Source organism: Pseudomonas sp. BB438 (assembly GCF_057180225.1).
On the sequence record NZ_CM170001.1, the window covers coordinates 3,132,733 to 3,156,561 of the forward strand.

At 68.6% G+C, this 23,829-nt stretch carries 13 protein-coding genes; 7 read left to right on the plus strand and 6 right to left on the minus strand.

All coding sequences use genetic code 11. The annotated features are described in order from the left end of the window. Positions 1-291, minus strand: a complete 291-nt coding sequence (locus tag AC1ZV1_RS14465; RefSeq protein WP_484297354.1) for a putative quinol monooxygenase — start codon at positions 289-291, stop codon at positions 1-3. A gap of 427 nt (positions 292-718) precedes the next feature. Then, positions 719-2,149 (minus strand): MocR-like pyridoxine biosynthesis transcription factor PdxR, encoded by a 1,431-nt coding sequence (gene pdxR / locus AC1ZV1_RS14470; RefSeq protein ID WP_484297355.1) that lies wholly within the window; start codon positions 2,147-2,149, stop codon positions 719-721. Between the two features lie 149 nt (positions 2,150-2,298). Between pdxR and AC1ZV1_RS14475 the strand changes: the two genes are divergently transcribed. Then, positions 2,299-2,739: a carboxymuconolactone decarboxylase family protein gene (locus tag AC1ZV1_RS14475; protein ID WP_484297356.1), complete on the plus strand. Its 441-nt coding sequence runs from the start codon at positions 2,299-2,301 to the stop codon at positions 2,737-2,739. Positions 2,740-2,772: 33 nt separating this feature from the next. Here the strand turns inward: AC1ZV1_RS14475 and AC1ZV1_RS14480 are convergent, their stop codons facing one another. After that, positions 2,773-3,933 carry a YbfB/YjiJ family MFS transporter gene (locus tag AC1ZV1_RS14480; protein ID WP_484297357.1) on the minus strand — a complete coding sequence of 387 codons (1,161 nt, stop codon included), beginning with the start codon at positions 3,931-3,933 and terminating at the stop codon, positions 2,773-2,775. Beyond that, complete coding sequence (locus AC1ZV1_RS14485; RefSeq protein ID WP_484297358.1) at positions 3,930-4,802, minus strand: LysR substrate-binding domain-containing protein; 873 nt, start codon at positions 4,800-4,802, stop codon at positions 3,930-3,932. Before AC1ZV1_RS14485 ends, AC1ZV1_RS14480 begins: the two co-directional genes overlap by 4 nt. 93 nt (positions 4,803-4,895) lie before the next feature. Between AC1ZV1_RS14485 and AC1ZV1_RS14490 the strand changes: the two genes are divergently transcribed. After that, entirely contained in the window at positions 4,896-5,954 is a 1,059-nt protein-coding gene (locus AC1ZV1_RS14490) for an NAD(P)H-dependent flavin oxidoreductase (RefSeq protein WP_484297359.1), read from the plus strand. Positions 5,955-6,003: 49 nt separating this feature from the next. Here the strand turns inward: AC1ZV1_RS14490 and AC1ZV1_RS14495 are convergent, their stop codons facing one another. Then, positions 6,004-6,894 carry a DMT family transporter gene (locus AC1ZV1_RS14495; protein WP_484297360.1) on the minus strand — a complete coding sequence of 297 codons (891 nt, stop codon included), beginning with the start codon at positions 6,892-6,894 and terminating at the stop codon, positions 6,004-6,006. A 282-nt stretch (positions 6,895-7,176) separates the two neighbouring features. On the opposite strand from AC1ZV1_RS14495, the gene AC1ZV1_RS14500 reads away from it, so the two are divergent. Then, complete coding sequence (locus tag AC1ZV1_RS14500) at positions 7,177-7,977, plus strand: AraC family transcriptional regulator (RefSeq protein ID WP_484297361.1); 801 nt, start codon at positions 7,177-7,179, stop codon at positions 7,975-7,977. A gap of 3 nt (positions 7,978-7,980) precedes the next feature. Here the strand turns inward: AC1ZV1_RS14500 and AC1ZV1_RS14505 are convergent, their stop codons facing one another. Continuing rightward, positions 7,981-8,517, minus strand: a complete 537-nt coding sequence (locus AC1ZV1_RS14505; protein WP_484297362.1) for an RNA polymerase factor sigma-70 — start codon at positions 8,515-8,517, stop codon at positions 7,981-7,983. A gap of 345 nt (positions 8,518-8,862) precedes the next feature. Here AC1ZV1_RS14505 and AC1ZV1_RS14510 point away from each other — a divergent pair, with 345 nt between their 5' ends. From AC1ZV1_RS14510 to AC1ZV1_RS14525, 4 genes are all read left to right on the plus strand, one after another. Then, positions 8,863-9,081, plus strand: coding sequence for an MbtH family protein (locus AC1ZV1_RS14510; protein WP_484297363.1), 219 nt, complete (start codon positions 8,863-8,865; stop codon positions 9,079-9,081). Between the two features lie 3 nt (positions 9,082-9,084). After that, the gene (locus AC1ZV1_RS14515) at positions 9,085-9,807 is read left to right on the plus strand and encodes a thioesterase II family protein (protein WP_484297364.1); all 723 of its coding nucleotides are present in this window, start codon (positions 9,085-9,087) and stop codon (positions 9,805-9,807) included. A 21-nt stretch (positions 9,808-9,828) separates the two neighbouring features. After that, positions 9,829-10,830 carry a TauD/TfdA family dioxygenase gene (locus tag AC1ZV1_RS14520; RefSeq protein ID WP_484297365.1) on the plus strand — a complete coding sequence of 334 codons (1,002 nt, stop codon included), beginning with the start codon at positions 9,829-9,831 and terminating at the stop codon, positions 10,828-10,830. A gap of 218 nt (positions 10,831-11,048) precedes the next feature. Beyond that, the gene (locus AC1ZV1_RS14525) at positions 11,049-23,822 is read left to right on the plus strand and encodes a non-ribosomal peptide synthase/polyketide synthase (protein ID WP_484297366.1); all 12,774 of its coding nucleotides are present in this window, start codon (positions 11,049-11,051) and stop codon (positions 23,820-23,822) included. Positions 23,823-23,829 lie beyond the last annotated feature (7 nt).

Sequence of the window (23,829 nt, forward strand, 5' to 3'; positions counted from 1 at the left end):
TCAGTCGGCGCTGCGGCTTTCGAATTCCAGTCCCAGTGCCAGATCGCCGCAACCCAACTGGCCGAGCCACTGCTGGGCTGTCGGTCCGGACAGGTGTGCCTCCAGCTCGGCCTGGCTGGCCCAGCGGGTGAGCACCTGCCAGCGGTCGGCGGCCAGCGCCTGCAGTTCACCTCCCTGGCAGCCAGGCTGCTGGCGCACCCGGGTGATCAACTCACCGAGGTGAGCACCCAGCGCGGCAGACTGGCCAGGGAATGCCTGGACGCGAACGATGGCAATGGCGGGCGGGGACATGACGAGGCTCCTTGATGCTGGGTAGCCATTGGGCGCTGGCGCCGGAACCCGGTAAAGACCGGAACCGGCTTTCAAATCCGATGCTGGAAGGTTAAGGGCGCGCCGCTTCTGGCTGAACCGCCAATTCCGAGAAAAACCGCCGTACCAATCCAGCGATGGGCGCCATCCATGGGACGCGGGTGCGCCGGAGGCAGGGGGCGGCAGGGGAACCACGTAGGAGCGGGTCATGCCCGCGAACCGCGGACAACGTCCGTGCATCCCTATGCATCGACCCCATGAGCCCGGCGCATGGATCGCGGGCATGGCCCGCTCCTGCAGGAATGCTGTCATCCGGATAGGCACGAAGCGGCTGGAACCGATCGCGGAAAGACTACGTTCCAGCGCGTGTGGGGGCGCCGGGGTGACGGGAGTAGAAGGGGCGTGAAGCTCAGGCCAACTGCAGCAGCAGGTCGCGCACCTTGTCCAGCGCCGGGTCGATGTCCAGCGTGTCGATGGCGCCGAAGCCCAGCAGCAGGCCGTCGCGCACCGGCACCTGGTGATGGAACGGCGCCAGCCCGTAGAGGCCAACCTCGACCTTGCGCGCCAGCTCGGTGAGCAGCGCCACGTTGATCGGCTGGCGCAAGAGCGCGGTCAGGTGGAAGCCGGCGACCGACGGCACCGCTTCCAGCCAGGGTGAGAGATCGCCCGCCAGCCGCGCGAGGATGCGTTCGCGACGCCCGGCGTAGATGCCGTGGCAGCGGCGGATGTGCTTGAGCAGGTAGCCCTCGCTGATGAACTTGGCCAGCGCCCATTGCGGTAGCGTCGAGCTGTGCCAGTCGGAAATCTGCCGGGCGCGCACCAGTGCCGGGAAGAGGCTGGGTGGTGGGATCAGGTAGCCCAGGCGCAGTTCGGGGAGCAGCACCTTGGAGAAGGTGCCGATGTAGGCCACCACGCCATGGCGGTCGAGACTCTGCAGCGCGTCGGTGGGCCGGCCTTCGTAGCGGAACTCGCTGTCGTAGTCGTCTTCGATCACCAGTGCACCCAGTTCCAGCGCACGCGCCAGCAGCGCCTCGCGCCGCGCCGGGCTCATCGGCATGCCCAGCGGGAACTGGTGTGAGGGTGTGGTGTAGATCATTCGCGTGCCGTCGGGAATCAGGTCGACGCGAATCCCCTCGGCATCCACCGGCACGCTGGCCACCTCGGCACCGAGGGTCTTGAAGATCAGCCGCGCCGGGGTATAGCCAGGGTCTTCCATGGCCACCGGGTCACCGGGGCGGAGCATGACGCGGGCGAGCAGGTCCAGGGCCTGCTGCGCGCCGTTGCAGACCATTACATCGTCCAGCTGGCAGTTCACGCCGCGGGCATAGGAGATGTGCCGGGCGATGCCGTCGCGCAACGGCGCGATGCCCTCGGGGGCGCTGTAGTGCCCGCGCAGGCCGGTCATCTGGCGCATGGCATGGTTCACGCAGCGCCGCCATTCCTCCTGGGGGAACTGCAGTTGGGTCGTGGCGCCGCCGATGAAGTCGGCCTTCGCGGTGCCTGCGCCGGGGTGGCGCAGGCGCGTGTCCAGGTTGGCCCAGCGCTCGATGTTGTCCTGGCTGGCGAAACGCACGCCGTCCTGGCGTCGGTCATGGCGCGGCAGGTGGGTGTTGACGAAGGTGCCGCTGCCGATCCTGCCCACCAGCACGCCTTCGTAGGTCAGCTGGGCGTAGGTATCGGAGATGGTCTTGCGCGAGATGCCCAGTTGCTCGGCCAGCAGCCGGCTGGGTGGCAGGCGGGTGCCGGCGGCCAGGCGGCCGGAGTCGATGGCTTCGCGCAGCTGGCGATAGAGTTGCCCGGCGAGATCCTTCTGGCCGTGGATGATCAGGTGCAGCTCCAAGGACGAACTCCGCAGCTTCTGGGCAGTGGCGCAAGCGTAGCGCCGGCGCGGTGCGCGGTGAAGTTGTGCAGCGGAATTTCCGCGGATTGGCCACCTGCGGCCCTCGCAGCACGGCGCACAATGGCCGGGTCATCTACGGGAGTGCCGCCATGGAGCCGCGTCTGGATTACTACACCGCCTCGCCGGAAGCGCTGAAGGCGGTGCTGGCGCTGGAAGCCGCCATCTTCGAACTGTCGCTGGAGAAGCCGCTGCTGGAACTGGTACGGCTGCGCGTGTCGCAGGTGAACAATTGCGCGTTCTGTGCCGACATGCACGCCATGGAGGCGCGTCGCAATGGCGAGACCGAGCGGCGCTTGTTCGCCGTCAGCGTCTGGCGCGAGTCGCCGTTCTTCACCGAGCGCGAACGTGCGGCACTGGCCTGGTGCGAGTCGGTGACGCTGCTGTCCGAGTCCAAGGTGCCGCTGGACGTCTTCCAGTTGGCCCGCGAGCAGTTCAGCGAACGCGAATTGGTGGACCTCACCGTGGCCATTGGTGCCATCAACGTGTGGAACCGCCTGGGCGTGTCCTTTCGTCAGCAGCCGCCGGCGTGATGCCCTCTCCCTGAAGGGAGAGGGCGCTGATGCTCACACGGAGTGTTCAATGTAGGTGCGAGTTCGGCGCAGCGGCCAACAGCACAGCGCACCCACCAGCAACGCACTGGCCGCAGCCCCCAGGGCCGGGATGAAGCTGCCGGTCAGCCCACGCAGGGCGCTGGCGGCCAGCGGCCCGACGATTTGACCGACGCCATACAGTGCCGTCATCGCCGCAAGCATGTTGAAGCGCACGTGCGCCGCCACCGCGCGGGCCGCCGGCATGGCGATGGTCACGGTGCCCATGAAGCTGCCGCCCACCAGCACCGCGCTGCCCAGGAAAAGGAGGGCGGAGTCGCCCAGTGCCGGCAGCATCACGCCTACCGCCTGGACCAGCAGGTTCAGCGCCAGTGCGCGACGGCCGCCCAGCTTCAGGTGCAGGCGGTGCCAGAGGAAACACGACGGTGCCGCACCGAGGCCGAATGCGGCCCAGACCTGCAGCGGGTCGATGGCGCCGAGGCCGCTCTTCATCAGTAGCGGCAGGTAAGTGGCGGTGATGATGTAGCCGAAACCGGCCAGCCCGTAGACCAGCAGGATGATCGGCGCGGGCAGCTCTGGCGCTGGCCCGGTGCCACTTGCTGCGTGCTGCTGCGTGGTCGTCGCTGCGCGGCCCAGCGCGGGCGCGGCCAGCAGCGACAGCACCAGCCCGGCCAGCGCCAGCACGCACCAGATTGCAGCGCTGCCCAGGCCGAAGGCATTGCCGGCGGCGATCAGCTCGGCCGAGACCAGGATGCCGATCCCCACACCGGCGAACATCATGGGTGCGCCGTGGCTTTCGCCCATGGACTGCAACAGCCATTGCGCGGCGCTGACCAGGGCCATCGCACTGAGTACGCCGGCCAGCAGGCGCACGCCGATGGCAAACCAGGCCGGCGCCGGAATGGCCATGGCGGCCAGCGTCGCGAGGGTGCCGATCAGGGCGAGCACGCAGATGCGCGCGGCGTGTCGCTCATGACTGCGCGCCAGCAGCAGCGCGCCCAGCAGGTAGCCGGCGTAGTTGGCCGAGGCGGCCAGGGAGCCACCGGTGACGCTGAGCATGCCGTCCCGCACCATCAGCGGGTAGAGCCCGGTAAAGGCGAAGCGACCGAAACCCATGCCGACGGCAAGGATCAGGGCTGCCGACAGCGCGGCGGGCAGGCGGCGAGTGCGGCTCACGGGCGTGCCTCCAGGGTTTCCCGCCAGCGCTGGAAGGCGCCGGTGGCGTAGCCGTCGCGCCAGATCAGCAGGGTGTCCACTTCCATCAGCGGCACCACCTGCAGGTCGGGCATTTCCCGTTGCAGTTCCAGCACCGAGCGCGGCAATACGCCAAAGCAGGAACCGGCGTTCACGCAGGCGAGGATGCCGTGGTAAGAGCCGACTTCCTGAACGGCGAGCGAGGCACCCTTCAACCAGCGCTCGAGCAACTGGCGGTAAGTGCAGCCACGGGCAAAGCCCACCAGGGTGCGAATCTGCACATCCTCGGGCCGGGTGACCGGTGGGTGGTCACCGGGCAACACCAGCAGCAGCTCCTCGCGAAACACCGGCTCGGCGCGAAGACCGCGCTCCAGCAGCGATTCGAAGCCGGGCTCGGCGTGGAGGATGTCCGGGTGGGAGATCAATGCGCAGTCCAGCCGGCGCTCCAGCACCTCATTGATCAGCTTCTGGCTGTGCCCTGTGGTGATGTGCAACTCCACCTCCGGATAAGCGCGATGAAAGCGCGCCAGGATTTCCGGCAATCGGCTGGCAGCGGCGGCTTCCATGCTGCCCAAACGCAGGCTGCCGCTGGCGCTCTGGGGGTGCAGCGACTGGCGGGCCTCAGTGGCCAGCGCGAGCAGTTGCTCGGCGTAGCGGAGGAATTCGCGGCCCTGGTCGGTCAGCGTCATGCGCTTGCCGTCGCGCAGGAAGAGGGCTGCGCCAAGGTCTTCCTCGAGCTGGCGGATGCGCGTGGTGACATTCGATTGCACGCGTTGCAAGCGAGCAGCGGCGCGGGTGACGCTCTGCTCCTCGGCCACGCAACGGAAGATTTCCAGGCTGGAGAGATCCATGATTAATCTTAAAAAGAGAATATGTTGCGACGAATATTCTCTTCATGAGATGGTTAGTCAAGCGTTAATCCGTCAAACGGCGAGGACCCCGTCATGCGCATCACCGAACTGCTCGGCATCCAGCACCCCATCATCCAGGCGCCCATGGTCGGCGTGTCCACCCCGGCGCTGGCCGCGGCGGTGTCCAATGCCGGCGGCCTGGGCTCCATCGGGCTGGGCGCGAGCACCGCGGCGCAGGCTCGCACCCTGCTGGAACAGACCCGTGCGCTGACCGACAAGCCGCTCAACCTCAATCTGTTCTGCCATCGCCCGGCCGTGGCGGACCCGGCCCGCGAGGCCGCCTGGCTGGAGCACCTGCGTCCGCTGTTCGCCGAGTTCGGTGCGCAACCGCCCGCGCAGATCACCGAGATCTACCGCAGCTTCCTGGCGGATCCGGAGATGCTGGAGTTCCTCATCGACGCGCGTCCGGCCGTGGTCAGCTTTCACTTCGGCCTGCCGCCGCAGGACTGGATCGACCGCCTGAAAGCGGCCGGCATCCGTCTGCTCGCCACGGCGACCTGCCTGGAGGAAGGTCGCGCCATCGAGGCGGCGGGCATCGACGCCATCGTTGCGCAAGGCTACGAAGCGGGAGGCCACCGTGGCGTGTTCGAGCCGGAGAAGGATGCCCGCATCGGCACCTTCGCGCTGGTCCGCACGCTGGTGAAAGGCACCGGCCTGCCGGTGATCGCGGCCGGTGGGATCATGGACGGACAGGGCATGCGCGCCGTGTTCGAGCTGGGCGCGCAGGCAGTACAGATGGGCACGGCGTTCATCTCCGCCGACGAGTCCTCGGCCAACGCGGCGTTCAAGGCGGCACTGCGCGGCGAACGCGGGGAGCGCACCGAGGTGACGGCGGCGATTTCCGGTCGCGCCGCGCGGGGCCTGGTCAATCGGCTGTTCACCGACGTGGGCAGTGCCGGTGCGCCGGCGCTGCCGGACTACCCGATCACCTACGATGCGGCCAAGGCGCTGACCGCTGCGGCGACCGCGAAGGGCAACAGCGATTTCGCCGTGCAGTGGGCCGGGCAGGGCGCGCCGCTGTCGCGGGAGATGTCGGCGGCGACACTGGTGGAAACACTGATGCGGGAGTGTGGCATCGCCGCGAACCTGTAGGAGCGCCCCATCGGCGCGATCGCGGACATGGCCCGCTCCTGCATCCGAATCAGCTCGCGCTGACGGCGGTCGGCTTCTCCCGCGGTCGCCAGAGTTCGGCCAGCAGCACGCCGGCCAGGGTCAGCGCTCCCCCCACCAGGTGGTAGCTGGTCAACTGCTCGCCCAGCACCAGGGCGGCGATGGCGGCGGTCAGCACCGGCAGCAGGTTGAAGAACAGCGCCATGCGGCTCGGCCCCATGCGCTGCACGCCCTGCATCCACGCCAGTGCGCCGACGATGGACGCCAGCAGCCCGGCATACAGCACCAACGGCAGGTTGGCGGCGTTAAGGCCATGGTGCGGCGAGGCCAGGTACAGCGGCGCCAGCGCGACAATCGCCACCAGCACCTGCAGGTACAGCATCAGCAGCGGCGGCAGGGGCAGGTTCCACTTCTTCAGCAGCACGCCGTACACGCCGTAGGCGAGGGTGGCGACGATCATCATGCCGTCGCCCAGGTTCACGCCGTGGCTGATCAGTTGCTGCGGGCTGCCCTGGGTGATCACCAGCAGCACGCCGCCCAGCGAGACCAGCGCGCCCAGCAGTGCGGCAATGCTCAATGCGTGGCGCAGCAGCAGCGACGCCAGCGCGAGGGACATCAGCGGCATCAGCGACAGGATGATGCCCATGTTGGTCGCCGAAGTGAGCGCGGCGGCGTAGTAGGCCAGGCACTGGTAGACGGCCATGCCGAGCAGGCCGAGGGTGACGATCTTGCCCAGGTTGGCGCGGATCACCGGCCAGTGGTCGAGGGTGGCGCGCAGCAGGAACGGCGTCAGCAGTGCGCCGGCCAGCACCCAGCGGTAGAAGCCGATCTCCGCCGGGGCGATCTGCCCCACGGCGAGCTTGTTGACGACGGTATTGCCGGACCAGATGACCACGGCCAGCAGGGGGAACAGGTAGTTCATGGGATTCTTGCGGGGCTCAGGTTGGATTTCGGAGTGGTGGCTGTTTCCCTCTCCCCAGCCCTCTCCCTGAAGGGAGAGGGAGCGGTTCGGCGCTCAGCGATTTTGCGGAGCCAGCCGGCGAGCTCATCGCCATCCGACCCCTCGGGACAATCCCCATCTCCCTTCGGAGAGGGGCGCGAAGCTGAGGCTGGGGAGAAGGCGCTCCACAGATGACACCTATTTTCGCCTCGTCCGAATCGAGACGTATAATGAAAACCGGACAATCCACCCCGGCATTCGGACATGACCCGCGCACTGCCGCTCCCGCTTCCCGACATCGACCAGTTACCCGCCGAGTTGTACTTCCGCTACGACGAGTTCGACGCCGACACCCATTCGCCCAGCCATCGTCACGCCTGGGGCCAGCTCAACTATGCGTCCCATGGGGTGATGGAACTGGAGGTGGACGGCCAGCGCTTCCTTTCGCCGCCGCAGTACGCCGTGTGGGTGCCGCCGGGGCGCCTGCACAGTTGCTACAACCGCCAGGCCATCGTTTACCGCTCGCTGTACGTATCCGCCGACGTAGCGCGCAAGCTGCCGCAGACCCCGTGCACCCTGGTCATCAGCGACATCCTCAAGGCGATCCTCTCCGATTTCGCCGCACGCCAGGTGAACATCCCGCAGAGCGCCGCCGACCAGCGCCTGGCCGACGTGGTGATCGACCAGTTGCAGGCCGCGCAGCCCCACGACGACTACCTGCCGTACGCCGGTGGTGGTGCGTTGGGCGAGGTGCTGACTGCACTGCAGGCCGAGCCCGGCGACAACCGCACCCTCGCGCAATGGGCCGAACGTGTGCACAGCACCGAGCGCACCCTGGCGCGGACCTGTCAGCGGGAACTGGGGATGTCGTTCGGCGAATGGCGCCAGCGCCTGCGGTTTCTGGCCGCCATCGAGGCACTGGCGTCGGGGGAGGGGGTACAGCAGATCGCCTTCAACCTGGGCTACAGCAGCCCATCGGCGTTCATCGCGATGTTCCGGCGGTTGTCGGGTACCACGCCGGAGCAGTATCGATTGACCTTCCGCGCCCTGGCGGCGGGAGGTTGAGGCTCAGCGGCGGCCTTCTTCGAGACCCTTCAGGGTCTTGCGGCAGTGGATCAGCGCATCGCGCACCATGAAGTTCACCAGGGTCGGGGAGACGCCCAGTTCCTCGGCGATTTCCTTCTGCGTGCGGCCGTGCAGGCGATACATCTCGAAGGCGTAGCGGGTGCGCTCGGGTAGTGTCTGCAGTGCGCTGGAGATGGCTTCCAGGGTCTGCCGATCCTCGTGCTCGATCTCCGGTGAGGCGGACGGCGTCGCGATGTGCATGCCTTCTTCCTCGCTACCCGAGTAGCGCTTCTCCAGCGCCTGGCGGCGATAGAGGTCGATGGCCAGGTTGCGCACCACGCGCATCAGATAGCCGCTCTGCGACTGGATACCGGGCGTGAGGTCGCTCGCATTGAGCTTGATGTATGCATCGTGCACCACGTCTTCGGCATGGCTGCGACAGCCGAGGATGCGTGCGGCCGCATTGATGAAGGTCTGCCGGTGGGTAGCGAACAGCTCGTGGAGAGCGGGTCGCGACTCGGCGGGCATTGGCTTGGACATGCAAGGTTTCCTATGCGGCGGCGGAGGCGGGGACGTCCACATGGGTGAGGCGGTCAATCTAGATCAAATGATAATTATTATCAATTTATTCGGAAGACTCCGACTGCCGCTCTGGGACAGGGTTCCCACACCAGTGTGAAGATTTTTCATTCGCATCCATTCGTCAGATCTCTCGGCACGTGGGGGTAGGACAAGCCAGGAAATTTCGCCCGCGCATATCTTATGAGAATTAATCGCATCCGAGAACACTAACTATTTCATCGCCTCCCTCGTCTTCATGGCAGAGCTGGAAAACATCGGTAATGGCCGGTGGCCGGCATCCCATGCAGCTGAAGGAGAAGAGCGATGGCGTTCGATCGCGACGATGCGGTGTACAAGGTGCTGGTCAACGGTGAAGAGCAGTACTCGCTGTGGCCGGACTACAAGGAAGTCCCCGCCGGCTGGCGCGAAGCCGGCAAGCAGGGGAGCAAGGCCGACTGCCTGGCCTTTGTCGAGGCGAACTGGACCGACATGCGTCCGCTCAGCCTGCGGCGGAAGATGGACGGCCAGGCGGCGGGGCACTGACCGATGCTGCGTCTGTTCTGCCTGCCATATTCCGGCGCCAGCGCCATGGTCTACGCCCGCTGGAAGCGCCAGTTGCCGAACTGGATCGACGTTCTCCCGGTGGAGCTGCCCGGCCGTGGCCGGCGTTTCGCCGAAAGCCTGCAGACCGACCTGCGCGCCCTGGCCAGCCAACTGGCCGATGAGATCGCCACGCGCCTGGACCAGCCCTACGCGCTCTTCGGTCACAGCCTCGGCGGCCTGCTGGCCTTCGAGCTGGTCCACGCCCTGCGTGAGCGCGGCCTGCCGATGCCGCAGGCGCTGTTCGCCTCGGCGGCCTCCGCGCCGGCGCGGCGCGACAGCCACCGCGAGCTGGCAGAAGCGCAGAGCGACGCCCAGCTGATCGAGCGCATGCGTCGTCTCGGCGGCACGCCCGAGGCGGTGTTCGCCGACGAGGAAATGCTGCGCCTGACCCTGCCGGTGATGCGCGCCGACTTTCTGCTTTGCGGCCTCTACGACTACCACCGTCGCGCGCCGCTGGCCTGCCCGATCCACGTGTTCGGCGGCAAGTCCGATCGGCTCTCGGTGGAGTCCCTGTCGGCCTGGCAGGACGAAACCAGCGCCGGCTTCTCCCTGGAGATGCTCGACGGCGGCCACTTCTTCCTCAATGCCGGGGAGGCGCGCCTGCTCGAGCTGCTGCTCGGCCACCTGCGCCAGCCCGGACAATCGACCAGGGCAGCGCTGGCCTGATCGATTCAAGCGGAGACCCCGATGCCCACCTCCACTCTGTTCGACATCGCTCCCCTGGCCGAGGCCCGTGGCGGCCTGCCGCTGCTGGTCCAGGCCCGCGGCGACGGCATCGACCTGCTCGACGCCCTGGCCGAATTGCGCCCGCTGGTGGCTGAACGCCTGCCGGTGTGCGCCGGCATCCTCTTCAGGGGTTTTCAGGTCGGCGCACCGGAGCGCTTCCGCGAGTTCGCCGCCGGTTTCGGCCATCCGCTGCTCAACTACGAGTTCGGTTCCACCCCGCGCAGCAACGTCACCAGCGGCGTGTACACCTCCACCGAGTACCCGCCGCACCAGCACATCCCGCTGCACAACGAGCAGGCCTACACCCGCGAGTGGCCGATGAAGATCTGGTTCTACTGCGTGCAGGCCGCGCAGAGCGGTGGCGAAACGCCGATCGCCGACAGCCGCGAGATCTATCGCCAGGTGGACGAAGGTATCCGCCGTCGCTTCAGCGAGCGCGGGCTGATGTACACCCGCAACTTCGGCAACGGCCTGGACGTGGCCTGGGAACAGGTGTTCAACAGCAGTGACCCGGCCGTAGTCGAGGCGTACTGCAAGGCCCATCGGATCGGCTGGGAATGGAAAGAGGACGGCGAACTGCGCACCCGCCAGGTCTGCCAGGCCGTCGCCCAGCACCCGGTCACCCGCGACTGGGTCTGGTTCAACCAGGCGCACCTGTTCCACATCTCCAACCTGCCGCCGGACGTGCGCGAAAGCCTGCTGGAAATCGTCGACGAGGAAGACCTGCCGCGCAACGTCTACTACGGCGACGGCAGCCCCATCGAACCCTCGGTGCTCGACGAAGTCCGCGGCGTGCTGGAGGAGGCCAAGGTGAGCTTCCCCTGGACCAGCGGCGACGTCCTGATGCTCGACAACATGCTTGCCGCCCATGCGCGCTCGCCGTTCAGCGGCCCACGCAAGGTAGTCGTTGCGATGGCCGAAGGGCATGGCGCTGACGCACAGGCCTCGATGCCGCGTGGGTAGCGCCCTTTCCCTTCGAAGTGGGGCGCGCTGCCAGGGCGGGAATGAGGGCAGCGCCCAGCGCCGGAGTGGCCGGAGGCGCCTTCTCCCCAACCCTCTTCCTGATGGGAGAGGGAACAGTTCGGAGTACCGGGAACGCCCATGCCAAGCACGGGCTCCGGTAAATCCCAAGAATTTCCTCCGGGGGACGCCCACCGTCCGCCGCCAGAACAGGTGATGTCATGAACGACCGCTACGAAGCTGCAGGAAACCTGGTCGAGGCCCTGCTGCAACGCGCCTGCGAAATGCCGCGCAAGATTGCCCTGCGATTCATCGCCGAGAACATCGAGGTACCCATCAGCTTCCGCGAGCTGGACGAGCGCGCCCGCGCCATGGCCGCCTGGATGCTGCGTCACGGCCAGCACGGCGACCGCGCCGTGCTGTTGCTGCCCAGCGGCCCGGAATACGTCACCGCGTTCTTTGCCTGCCTCTACTCGGGGATTATCGCGGTGCCGGCCTATCCGCCGGAATCCGTGCGCCCGCAGCACCTGGCACGCCTGCGCTCGATCCTCGATGATGCCGAACCGAGCCTGGTGCTCACCGACTCCACGCTGATCGACGCCCTGCGCCCGGCCTGTGAGCGCGAGAGCGGCGACAGCCCGCTGCTGCTGGCGGTGGACCAGGCCGACCCGGCCCTGGCCGTCGAATGGCGGATGCCCTCGCTGGCCGATGACGACATCGCCTTCCTGCAATACACCTCCGGCTCCACCTCGACGCCCAAGGGCGTGCAGGTCAGCCATGGCAACCTGGTCGCCAACGAGCGCCTGATCCGCCACGGCTTCGGCATTGGTGACGACGACGTGATCGTCAGCTGGCTGCCGCTGTTCCACGACATGGGCCTGATCGGTGGTCTGCTGCAGCCGATCTACAGCGGTATCGAGTGCGTGCTGATGTCGCCGCGCTACTTCCTCGAACGCCCGCGCCGCTGGCTGGAAGCCATCGCCCGCTTTGGCGGCACCGTCAGCGGCGGGCCCGACTTCGCCTATCGACTGTGCTGCGAGCGGGTCAACGAGTCCGCCATGGAAGGCCTCGACCTGAGCAAATGGCGCGTGGCCTTCTCGGGCTCCGAGCCGATCCGCCCGGACACCCTGGAGCGCTTCGCCGCCTGGTTCGCCCCGGCGCAATTCGACGCGTCGTCCTTCTACGCCTGCTACGGCCTCGCCGAAGCGACCCTGTTCGTCACCGGCGGCGTGCGTGGCGAGGGCATCGGCCAGTTGGAAGTGGACCTCGATGCCCTGGGCGAAAACATTGCCCGCCCGGGCCGTGGCACCTCGCTGATCAACTGCGGTCGCGCCCAGCCCGACCATGAAATCCAGCTGGTCGACCCGGTGAGCGGCGAAACCCTCGGTCCGGACCGCGTTGGCGAAGTCTGGAGCAGCGGGCCCAGTGTCGCCCTCGGCTACTGGCGCAACCCGGAAGCCAGCGCGCGCACTTTCGTCGAGCAGGGCGGCCGCACCTGGCTGCGCACCGGCGACCTGGGCTTCCTGCACAATGACGAACTCTTCGTCACAGGCCGCCTCAAGGACATGCTCATCGTTCGCGGCCAGAACCTCTATCCGCAGGACCTGGAGCGTTGCGTCGAGGAAGAGGTGGACCTGGTGCGCAAGGGCCGTGTTTCCGCCTTCGCCATCGAACACCAGGGCCGCGAAGGCATTGGCATCGCGGCCGAAGTCGGGCGCAGCGTGCGCAAGCTGATCTCCGCCGAGGCACTGGCCAGGGCCATCTCCGCCGCCGTGGCGGAAACCTTCCAGGAGGCGCCGCTGGTGGTGGCGCTGCTGGAGCCGGGCGCATTGCCCAAGACCTCCAGCGGCAAGCTGCAACGCTCGGCCTGCCGCACCCAACTGCTCGACGGCAGCCTGCAGGCCTACGCCATCCAGCGCGCGGGCGAGCCGATCAGCGATGGCGTCAGCGCCAAGCCCGTCGCGCCGCTGTCGACGGAAGAGCACGCCATCGCCGCGCTGTGGAGCGAAGTGCTGGAGCTGCCGGCGATCCGCCGCGACGACAATTTCTTCGCCCTTGGCGGCAACTCCATCAAGGCTACCCAGCTGATGGCGCGCCTGCGCGAACGTCTTGGCCGCGCCGTGGAATTGCGCCTGCTGTTCGAGGCGCCGGAGCTGGGCGCCTTCGCCGCTGCCCTGGCAGCCCAGCCGACTGCTGCAGTCGAAAGCGTGCCGCAGGTCCCGCGTGACGGCCTGCTGCCGCTCTCGCCAGCCCAGCGCCGCTTGTGGTTCCTCTGGAAGCTGGAGCCGGTAAGCGCCGTCTACCACATCGCCGGGCGCATGAACCTGCGCGGCGAACTGCGCCGCCCGGCGGTGGAGCAGGCCTTTTCCGTGCTGCTGGGCCGCCATGAGACCCTGCGCAGTCGCTTCATCGAGCAAGCCGATGGCGAGGTGTTGCTGAGCCTGTCCGACGCCACGCACGTGGAACTCACCGAGAGCGACTTCAGCTCCCTGGGCAATGCTCGCCGCGACATCGCCGCCCGCGAGGACGCCGAGGCCTTCGCCGCGCAACCCTTCGACCTGGCCAGCGGCCCGCTGCTGCGCCTGCGCCTGCAGAACCTCGGCGGTGGCCGCCAGGCACTGCTGCTCTGTGTCCACCACATCATCGCCGATGGCTGGTCGCTGAACCTGCTGCTGGACGAGTTCGCCGAGTGCTACCGCGCCATCGTCGAACAGCGCGAACCGGTGCTGCCGATCCTGTCACGCCAGTACCTCGACCTCGCCGCCGCCCAGCAGAGCAAGCTGGAAGCGGGCGAGGGCGCCCGTCTGCTGGACTGGTGGAGCGAGCGCCTGGGCACCGCGCATGCGCCGCTGGAGCTGCCTTTCACGACGGGAGAAAAAGGCCAGAGCGCCGCGCTGATCGAACGCGACGTGGACGCCGAGCTGACCGGCAAATTGCGCAGCCTGGCCCAGGCCCACGGCGCGACCCTGCCGATGCTCCTGCTCAGCGCCTACAACCTGCTGCTGCAACGCTACAGCGGCCAGCACGACCTGCGCATCGGCCTGACCCAGGCCGGCCGCGAACAGCTCGACAGCGAGCGCCTGGTCGGCTTCTTCGTCAACCTGCTGGTGCTGCGCAGCGAGCTGCCCGAAGGCGCCAGCCTGCGCGGTGTGCTCCGCCAATTGCGCGACGACCTTCTCCAGGCCCAGGCGCACCAGGGCCTGCCATTCGAACAACTGGTGGAGGCGCTACAACCCGAGCGCGGCCATGGTCGCCATCCGCTGTGCCAGGTCGCCTTCGACCACCAGTGGCAGCCGCGCGCCGGCAACGGCTTGCCCGGCATCAGCGTGGAAGCGCTGGAGCAGCTCGACCTGGAAACCCCGTTCGACCTGGTGCTGCGCGTTCGCGAGGGGGAACAGAGCCTGCGCCTGAGCTTCTGTTATGCCCGCGAGCGTTACGCCGCCGCCGGCATGCAACGCCTGGTCGGGCACTACCTCGACCTGCTGCGCGCCTTGCCGCAGCTGAATGCCGACGCCGTGCTGGACGCCCGCGACTGGCTGCCCGCCCGCGACTGGAGCATCGCCGTGGCCGGTGACGCGCCGGCCTTCGAGGCGCTGAGCGAGACCATCGCTGCCCAGGCCCGTCGTCACCCGGCCAAGGTCGCGCTGATCGACGAGCAGCGCGAAGTGAACTTCGCCGAGCTGGAGGATCGCTCCAACCGCTTGGCGCAACGCCTGATCCAGCGCGGTATCGGCCCGGAACGCCGGGTCGCCGTGGCGCTGCCGCGTGGCGTGGACATCCCGCTGGCCCTGCTGGCCGTCATGAAGGCCGGTGGCGCCTACCTGCCGCTGGACGTCGACTACCCCGAGGAGCGCCTGGCCTGGCTGATGCAGGACGCCGGCGTCGACCTGCTGCTGACCCACTTCGAACTGGCGGAGCGCCTGCCGTTGCCTGCCGGCGTCGAACGCCTGGTGCTCGAAGAGGCCGACCTGGGCAATGCGCTGGCGGTGCGCCCGCTGGTGCGCATCCGGGCGCAGAACCTTGCCTACCTGATCTACACGTCCGGCTCTACCGGCCAGCCCAAGGGCGTTGCCGTCGCCCACGGCGAGATCGCCGCGCACTGCCGCGCCATCGGCCAGCGCTACGCAATGACCAGCGAAGATCGCGAGCTGATCTTCATGTCCTTCGCCTTCGATGGCGCCCACGAGCGCTGGCTCACCGCGCTGTCCCACGGTGGCAGCCTGCTGATCCGCAACGACGCGCTGTGGACCGCCCAGCAGACCCTGGAACAGCTGCGCCGCCACGAGGTGACGGTCGCCGCCTTCCCGCCGGCCTACCTGCAACAGTTGGCTGAACAAGCGCTGATCACCGGTCACGCGCCGAGCATGCGCATCTACTGCTTCGGCGGTGATGCGGTGCCCGAAGCGGCCTATCAATTGGCCCACCAGGCGCTCAAGCCCGAACACCTGATCAACGGCTACGGTCCGACCGAAACCGTGGTCACCCCGATGCTCTGGAAGGCCGATGCCCGCACCCCCTGCGGCGCCGCCTACGCACCCATTGGCGAAGTGGTCGGCGAACGCAGCCTGTACATCCTCGACGACCGCCTGCAGCCGCTGCCGCGCGGCGTGGCCGGCGAGCTGTACATCGGTGGCCACGGCCTGGCCCGTGGTTACCACCAGCGCGCCGGCATGACCGCCGAACGCTTCGTCGCCGACCCTTATGCAGACGGCCTGCGCCTGTACCGCAGCGGCGACCGCGTGCGCTGGCGTGAGGATGGCGCGCTGGACTACCTCGGCCGCGTCGACCACCAGGTGAAGATCCGTGGCTTCCGCATCGAGCCGGGTGAAATCGAAGCCCGCCTGCGCGCGTTGCCCGGCGTGCGCGAGGCGGCAGTGATCGCCCGCGACAGCGAGCGCGGCAAGCGCCTGCTGGGTTACGTGTCCGGCGAACATCTTGCCGAGGACGCGCTGAAAGCCGCCCTGCGCGCACAGCTGCCGGACTACATGGTGCCGTCGCGCATCCTCGTACTGGAGCAGATGCCGCTCAACGCCAACGGCAAGATCGACCGTAAGGCGCTGCCCGAACCGCAGGACGCCGCCAGCACCACCGAAGCCCCGCGCGACGGCCTGGAAAGCCGCGTCGCCGCCGTCTGGGCCGACGTGCTCGGCGTACCCGCCGTGGGCCGCGAGGACGACTTCTTCGAGCTGGGAGGCCACTCGCTGCTGGCCACCCAGGTCATCTCCCGCCTGCGTCGCGACCTGGGCTGCGAAGTGCCGCTGCGCGACCTGTTCGAAGCCAGCCGCCTGGACGAATTTGCCGAGCGCCTGAAGACCCTGGCGCCCAGCGCTCGCCCGGCCTTGCGCGCCGTGGCCCGCGACGGCGACCTGCCGCTGTCCGCAGCCCAGAGCCGCCTGTGGTTCTTCTGGCAGATGGAACCGGCCAGCGCCGCCTACAACGTGCCGGGCGCGCTGCGCCTGCGCGGCCAACTGGACGAGTCCGCGCTGCGTCGCGCCTTCGACGCCCTGGTGGCGCGCCACGAAACCCTGCGCACCACCTTCGATGAAGTGGACGGCCAGGCCTTCCAGCGTATCCAGGTGGCTCGCCCGCTGGACCTGGCGAAGGTGGACCTGTCCACTGAGGCCGACGCCGAAAGCGCCGCGCGCAAGCTGGCCGAGGAAGAGGCGCTGCGTCCGTTCGACCTGCGCACCGGGCCGCTGCTGCGCCTGACCCTGCTCAAGCTGGCCGATGCCGACCATGTGCTGCTGCTGACGATGCACCACATCGTCTCCGATGGCTGGTCGATCCGCGTGCTGGTGTACGAGTTCAGCCGCGTCTACGGCGCCTTCGCCGCAGGCGAGGAGTTGCAGCTGCCGGCATTGCCGGTGCAGTACGCCGATTACGCCCAGTGGCAGCGCGAGCTGCTGGCGGGCGAGGAGGGGCGGCGTCAGCTCAACTGGTGGATCGAGCAACTGCGCGGCGAGACGCCCGTGCTGGAGCTGGCCGCCGACCGCCCGCGCCCGGCGGTGCAGAGCTACCGCGGCGGCAGCCTCGGCTTCAGCCTGGACGCCGTCCTCGGCCGTCGCCTCAAGCAACTGGCCCGTGAGCAGGACGTCACGCTGTTCATGCTGCTGCTCGGCGCCTACGCCGTGCTGATGCAGCGCTACAGCGGCCAGCGCGACCTGCGCGTCGCGGTGCCCATCGCCAACCGTCAGCAATGGGAAACCGAAGGGCTGATCGGCTTCTTCGTCAACACCCAGGTCATGCCTTGTGCGCTGGCTGACGACGAGTCCTTCGCCGCGCTGCTGGCCCGCCTCAAGCCGCTCGCCCTGGGCGCCCAGGCGCACCAGGACCTGCCGTTCGAACAACTGGTGGAAGCCCTGCAACCCGAGCGCAGCCTCGCCTATAACCCGCTGGTGCAGGTGAAGTTCAACTTCGGCTTCGACGTCAGCCGCCTGCCTGATGCCGGTGCGCTGAAGCTGGAACTGTTCAGCGAGGAACAGTACGGCGCGCGCTTCGACCTCGCCCTGGACATGGCCGAGGCGCTGGACGCCAGCGGCCAGCCGGGCGACGAGCTGCGCGGCAGCTTCGTCTATGCCCGCGACCTGTTCGACGAGGACAGCGTTGTCGCCATCGCTGGCCAGTTCGAAGCGTTGCTGCGCCAGCTGTGCGCCGAGCCGCAGCGTGCCCTCGGCGAGCTCCCACGCCCGGTCGCCTCGCGCCGTCGTGGCGAAGCCCGCCAGTGGCCGCAGCAGGACGTGCTCGGCCTTTTCACCGCGCAGGTCGCCGCGCAGCCGGACGCCATCGCCGTGCAGGACGACAGCATCCGCTACAGCTATGCCGAGCTGGACCGGCGCAGCAATCGCCTGGCCAACGCGCTGATCGCCAGCGGCGCGGAGCCGGGCGAGTGCATCGCCCTCTGCCAGGAGCGCAGTGCGCAGTGGGTGCTCCTGCTGCTGGGCGTGCTCAAGGCCGGCGCCACCTACGTGCCGCTGGACCCGGCGCAACCCGCCGAGCGCCTGCGCCAGTTGCTCGCCGACAACGGCATCGGCCGCGTGCTGGTGAGCGAGGCTGCGTTGCTGGAGACCTTCGGCGGCGCCGCCATGCTGATCCCGGGCGGTGGCCCGGAGCAGGGCAGCGCTGCCGCGTCCGTGCGGAGCATCGACCCGCAGCAGGCCGCGTACGTGATCTTCACCTCCGGTTCCACCGGCCAGCCCAAGGGCGTGCGCGTCAGCCACGCGGCGCTGGCCAACTACGTGCAGGCCCTGCTCGAACGCCTGCAACTGGACCAGGGCCGCGCCCAGGGCCTGGGCATGGCGATGGTTTCCTCGGTGGCTGCCGACCTCGGCCACACCACGCTGTTCGGTGCGCTGTGCGGCGGCGGTCGGCTGCACCTGGCGGATGCCCAGGCCGTGGCCGATGCCGAGCGCTTCGCCGCGTTCATGCAGGACGTGGACGTGCTGAAAATCGTCCCCAGCCATCTTGCCGGCCTGCTGGCCGCCGCGCCCAACGCCGCCGCGGTGCTGCCGCGGCGCCTGCTGGTGGTGGGTGGTGAAGTATGCGACCGCGCGCTGCTGCAGCCGATCCGCGACCTCGCGCCCAAGCTGCGCATCGTCAACCACTACGGCCCCAGTGAATCCACCGTGGGCGTGCTGACCCACGAATGGTCGCTGCTGGACGACCTGCCCGCGGGCAGCCTGCCCATCGGCACTCCGCTGGCCAACAGCGCCATCCGCGTGCTCGACGAGAACGGCCGCGACCTGCTGCCGGGCGTACCCGGCGAGCTGTACATCGGTGGCGCCGGCCTGGCGCTGGGTTACCTCGGCCTGCCGCAGATGACCGCCGAACGCTTCGTGGAGATCGACGGCGAGCGCCTGTACCGCAGTGGCGACCGTGTGCGCCTGAGCCGTCGCGGCGTCGTGGAATTCCTCGGCCGCGTCGACGACCAGGTGAAGATCCGTGGCTACCGCGTCGAGCCGGGCGAACTGACGCAAGCGCTCAAACGCCTGCCCGGCGTGCGCGATGCCGCGGCGCTGGCCGAGCGTGACAACGACGGCCCGATGAAGCTGCTGGCCTGGGCCGTGGCCGACGGACAGAGCGTGGAAAGCCTGCGCAAAGCCCTGGCCGCCGCTGTCCCGGAATACCTGTTGCCGGCCCAGCTGATGCTGCTGGATCGCCTGCCGCTGAACGCCAACGGCAAGATCGACCGCAAGGCGCTGCCGCGTGTCGAAACAGTCGCCAAGGCTGCGAACAGCGCGCCGCTGAGCGAGCTGGAGCAGCGCATCGCCGATATCTGGCAAGCGGTGTTGAAGGTCGAGCGCGTCGGTGCCGAAGACAACTTCTTCGAGCTGGGTGGCGACTCCATCCTCAGCCTGCAGATCATCGCGCGCATCCGCAAACTCGGTTACAAGCTCAGCCCGAAACAGCTGTTCGAGCGGCAGAGCGTCCGCCAACTGGCGCAGTGGCTGGAAAGCCGCGCCCCGGCTGCCCCAGCAACACCCGCGCCGGTTGCCGCTGTCAGCGGTGAGGTGGCGCTGTCGCCGGTACAGGCGCGCTTCTTCGAGCGCGTGCCGAGCGCCCAGCGACACCACTGGAACCAGGCTCTGCTGCTGCAACCGCGCGAAGCGCTGGACGGCGACGTCCTCGCCCGCGCGCTGCACTGGCTGGTCGGCCAGCACGACGCGCTGCGCCTGCGCTTCGATGGCAGCCGTCAGCGCTACGCCGAGCACGGCCCGCTGGACATGACGCTGCTCTGGCGCCGCCGCGCCGCTGACACCCGCACCCTGGAGCGCCTGTGCGACGACGCCCAGGCCAGCCTGGATATCACCAACGGCCCGCTGCTGCGTGCCATGCAGGTCGGCCTGGAAGATGGCAGCGAACGTCTGCTGCTGGTCATCCACCACCTGGCGGTGGACGGCGTGTCGTGGCGCATCCTGCTGGAAGACCTGCAGTACGCCTGCCGCGAATTGCGCGCCGGTCGCACGCCCGCCGCGCTGCCGCGCAGCGACAGCTACCAGGCCTGGAGCGCCCACCAGCAGGTGGCTGCCCACAGTGCCGAAGTGGCGGCGGAGCTGGACTACTGGCAGACCGAGCTGCGCGATGCGCCGAGCCTGAACCGTGGCCGCAGCGATGCCCCGGCCACCTGGAAGGACGCTGCCAACGCGCGCTTCAGCCTCGACGCCGAGACCACCCGCCAACTGCTCGGTCCGGCGCTGAAGGCGCAGCGCGTGCAGATCAACGACCTGCTGCTGACCGCGCTGGCCCGCGCGCTGTGCGCCTGGACCGGCGAAACCTCCACGCTGGTGGAGGTGGAGGGCCACGGCCGGGATGCCGTCGATGGCGATGTGGCGCCGGACCTGAGCCGCTCCGTGGGCTGGTTCACCGCGCTGTATCCCGTTCGCCTGCACGCTGGCGGCGAGCCGGGGGCTGACCTGCGCGCCACCCGTGAACACCTGCGCAACCTGCCGCGTGCGGGCATCGGCTTCGGCCAACTGCGTTACCTGAGCAACCATGCCGCCAGCCTGCGTGACCTGCCGGCGCCGCAGGTCACCTTCAACTACCTCGGCCAGCTCGACCAGGCCTTCGCCGACGCCGACTTCCTGCCGGCCTTCGACGGCGTGGGCCGCAGTCAGGCGCTGGACGCTGCGCTGGGCAACGCACTGGTCTACGCCGGCCGCGTTCTCGGCGGCGAGCTGAGCCTGGACGTCACCTACAGCCGCTTCATGTTCGACGCGGCGGACATCGATGAGCTGCAGGCGCTGTTGCGTGCCGAGCTGCAAGCACTGGTCGCTTGGTGCCTGAACACCCCACGCGCGCTGGAAGCCGCCGAGCTGCCGCTGCTCGGTCTCGACCAGCAACAACTCGACGCGCTGCCGCTGCCGGCCGGCGTGGACGATGTCTATCCGCTGTCGCCGATGCAGCAGGGCATGCTGTTCCACGCCCTCGACGTGCCGGGCTCTTCGCTGTACATCAACCAGCTGCGGGTCGATCTGGACGGCCTCGACGAGCCGCGTTTCCTCGAGGCCTGGCGCGCGGTCATCGCCCGCCACGCCAACCTGCGCACCGGCTTCCTCGCCGCTGCCGATACCGCGCCGCTGCAGTTCGTCCTGCGCGACGTGCAGTTGCCGGTGCAGTCCTTCGACTGGCGCGACCAGCAGGTGAGTGAACAGCAGCTTGAAAATGTCGCTGACGCGCAACGCAACCTCGGCTTCGATCTCGCCAAGCCGCCGCTGCAACGCCTGGCGCTGGTGCGCCTGGGAGAACGCCGCTACCACCTGATCTGGACCTGCCACCACCTGCTGCTGGACGGCTGGAGCAGTGCGCGGCTGATCGGCGAAGTGCTCGCCCTCTACCGTGGCGAAACACTGCCGGTACCCGCCGCGCAGTACGGCGATTACATCGCCTGGCTGCACGCCCAGGATGGCGCTGCGGGCGAGAGCTTCTGGCGCGACCGTCTGAAAGACTTCGATGAGCCGACCCTGCTGGCCACCGCCTGTCACGCCGGGTACCGCGAGGAGCCGCTGCGCGAGGTGTGCAGCCGACTCGACAGTGCGCCGCTGCAACGCTTCGCCCAGGCCCAGCGCATCACCCTCAACACCCTGGTGCAGGGCGCCTGGGCGCTGCTGCTGCAACGCTACTGCGGGCAGCGCAGCGTGACTTTCGGCGCCACCGTGGCGGGGCGCCCGGCCACGCTGCCGGGGGCGGAGGAGAGCCTCGGCCTGTTCATCAATACCCTGCCGATCCTGCAGGCGCCGGATGACGCTCAGCGCGTCGGCGACTGGCTGCGCGAGTTGCAGGCCTTCAACCTCGACGTGCGCGAGTTCGAGCACACGCCGCTGTACGACATCCAGCGCTGGGCCGGCCGCGGCGGGCAGGCGCTGTTCGACAGCATCATCGTGTTCGAGAACTTCCCCATGGACGCGGCGTTGTCGTCGTCCAGCGAGGACGACCTGCGCATCCTCGGTCACCACCCGGTGGACGGCACCAACTACGCCCTGGCCCTGGTGGCCAGCGCCGGCGAACAGCTGGACGTGCGCTACACCTACCGCGCCGACCGCCTGAGCGCGAGCCAGATCGAACAGTTGCGCGGGCACTTCGAGCACCTGTTGCTGGCCCTGGTGGAGGATGCCGAGCGCCCGCTCGGCCGCGTCAGCCAACTGGCGGATGCGGAACGCCACGCGCTGCTGCAACGCTTCAACGACACCGAGGCGAGCTTCCCGGCCGACGTGCAACTGCAGGAGCTGATCGAGCGCCAAGTTGCCGCCGCCCCGGAAGCGCTGGCCCTGCAATTCGGTGATGAGCGCCTGAGCTACGCCCAGCTCAACGCCCGCGCCAACCAGCTGGCGCACTGGCTGCGCAGCCAGGGCGTTGGCCCGGACGTGCTGGTCGGCGTGGCCGCCGAGCGTTCGGTGGAGCTGGTGGTGGCCCTGCTGGGCATCGTCAAGGCCGGTGGCGCCTATGTGCCGATGGACCCGGACTACCCGCAGGATCGCCTGCAGCACATGCTTGTCGACAGCGGTGTAAACCTGCTGCTGACCCAGCAGCACCTGCTGGATCGCCTGCCCGCCAGCAACGCCACGATGATCTGCCTGGACAGCCAGTGGAGCGAGATCGCCACGGCCTCCGAGCACAACCCGACCATCGCCGGCAACCCGCAGAACCTCGCGTACCTGATCTACACCTCCGGCTCCACCGGCAAGCCCAAGGGCGCCGGCAACAGCCACCGCGCGCTGCTCAACCGCCTGCACTGGATGCAGAAGGCCTACGCGCTGGATGCCTCCGACCGCGTGCTGCAGAAGACCCCGTTCAGCTTCGACGTGTCGGTGTGGGAATTCTTCTGGCCGTTGCTGACCGGCGCCGCCCTGGTGGTCGCCGCGCCCGGTGCGCACCGCGACCCGGCCGCGCTGCGCCAGGTGATCGAGGCAGGGCAGGTCACCACGCTGCACTTCGTGCCGTCGATGCTGCAGGCCTTCGTCGCGGCCGGTGAGCTGGAACGCTGCCCGTCGCTGTTGCAGGTGATGTGCTCCGGCGAGGCGCTCCCCTACGAGCTGCAACAGCAGTTCCGTCAGCGCAGCAGTGCCAGGCTGCACAACCTCTACGGTCCGACGGAAGCGGCGATCGACGTCAGCTTCTGGACCTGTGACGAGGATAACGCGCGGCAGGTCGTGCCCATCGGCCGGCCCATCGACAACCTGCGCCTGGTGCTGCTGGACGAGCGCCTGGAGCCGGTGCCGCAAGGCGTGGCCGGTGAGCTGTACATCGGTGGCGCAGGCCTGGCGCGCGGTTATCACGCACGCCCCGGCCTGACGGCAGAGCGCTTCGTCGCCGACCCGTTCGGCAGCGGTGAGCGTCTGTACCGCACCGGCGACCTGGCTCGCCAGCGCGAAGACGGCGCCATCGAATACCTCGGCCGTCTCGACCACCAGGTGAAGATTCGCGGCCTGCGTATCGAGCTGGGGGAGATCGAAGCGCGCCTGCAGGCCCACCCGAAGGTGGGCGAAGCGGTGGTGGTGGCCAGGGACGGCGTGCTGCTGGCCTACGTGGTCGCCAGCACCGAGCCCGAGGCCCTGCGCCAGGCGCTGCAAGGCGAGCTGCCGGACTACATGGTGCCGTCGCGGGTCATCGCCCTCGACGCCATGCCGCTGTCGCCCAACGGCAAGCTGGACCGCAAGGCCCTGCCGGACCCGCAACTGGGCGAGCGCCTGCACGAGCACGTGGCGCCGCGCAGCGACCTGGAAGTCGAGCTGGCCGGTATCTGGCAGCACGTGCTGCAAGTGGATCGCGTCGGCCTGCACGACGACTTCTTCGAACTGGGCGGCCATTCACTGCTGCTCACCCAGGTCGGCTTGACCCTGCGTCAGCGCCTGGGCCTGGAACTGCCGCTGCACCGCCTGTTCGAGCTGAGCAACATCGAGGCGCTGGCCGCCTGGATTGAAACCCAGCGGGCGAGTTCCGCCAGCGCAGAAGAGGAGCTGGACCTGATGGATGAACTGCTCGGCGAGCTGGAGAATCTCTGATGAGTGG

Bases quoted from the DNA above. Each gene is read 5' to 3' on its own strand.
- AC1ZV1_RS14465 (WP_484297354.1), bottom strand. From the start codon at position 291: ATGTCCCCGCCCGCCATTGCCATCGTTCGCGTCCAGGCATTCCCTGGC.
- AC1ZV1_RS14475 (WP_484297356.1), top strand. From the start codon at position 2,299: ATGGAGCCGCGTCTGGATTACTACACCGCCTCGCCGGAAGCGCTGAAG.
- AC1ZV1_RS14485 (WP_484297358.1), bottom strand. From the start codon at position 4,802: ATGGATCTCTCCAGCCTGGAAATCTTCCGTTGCGTGGCCGAGGAGCAG.
- AC1ZV1_RS14490 (WP_484297359.1), top strand. From the start codon at position 4,896: ATGCGCATCACCGAACTGCTCGGCATCCAGCACCCCATCATCCAGGCG.
- AC1ZV1_RS14495 (WP_484297360.1), bottom strand. From the start codon at position 6,894: ATGAACTACCTGTTCCCCCTGCTGGCCGTGGTCATCTGGTCCGGCAAT.
- AC1ZV1_RS14500 (WP_484297361.1), top strand. From the start codon at position 7,177: ATGACCCGCGCACTGCCGCTCCCGCTTCCCGACATCGACCAGTTACCC.
- AC1ZV1_RS14505 (WP_484297362.1), bottom strand. From the start codon at position 8,517: ATGTCCAAGCCAATGCCCGCCGAGTCGCGACCCGCTCTCCACGAGCTG.
- AC1ZV1_RS14510 (WP_484297363.1), top strand. From the start codon at position 8,863: ATGGCGTTCGATCGCGACGATGCGGTGTACAAGGTGCTGGTCAACGGT.
- AC1ZV1_RS14515 (WP_484297364.1), top strand. From the start codon at position 9,085: ATGCTGCGTCTGTTCTGCCTGCCATATTCCGGCGCCAGCGCCATGGTC.
- AC1ZV1_RS14520 (WP_484297365.1), top strand. From the start codon at position 9,829: ATGCCCACCTCCACTCTGTTCGACATCGCTCCCCTGGCCGAGGCCCGT.
- AC1ZV1_RS14525 (WP_484297366.1), top strand. From the start codon at position 11,049: ATGAACGACCGCTACGAAGCTGCAGGAAACCTGGTCGAGGCCCTGCTG.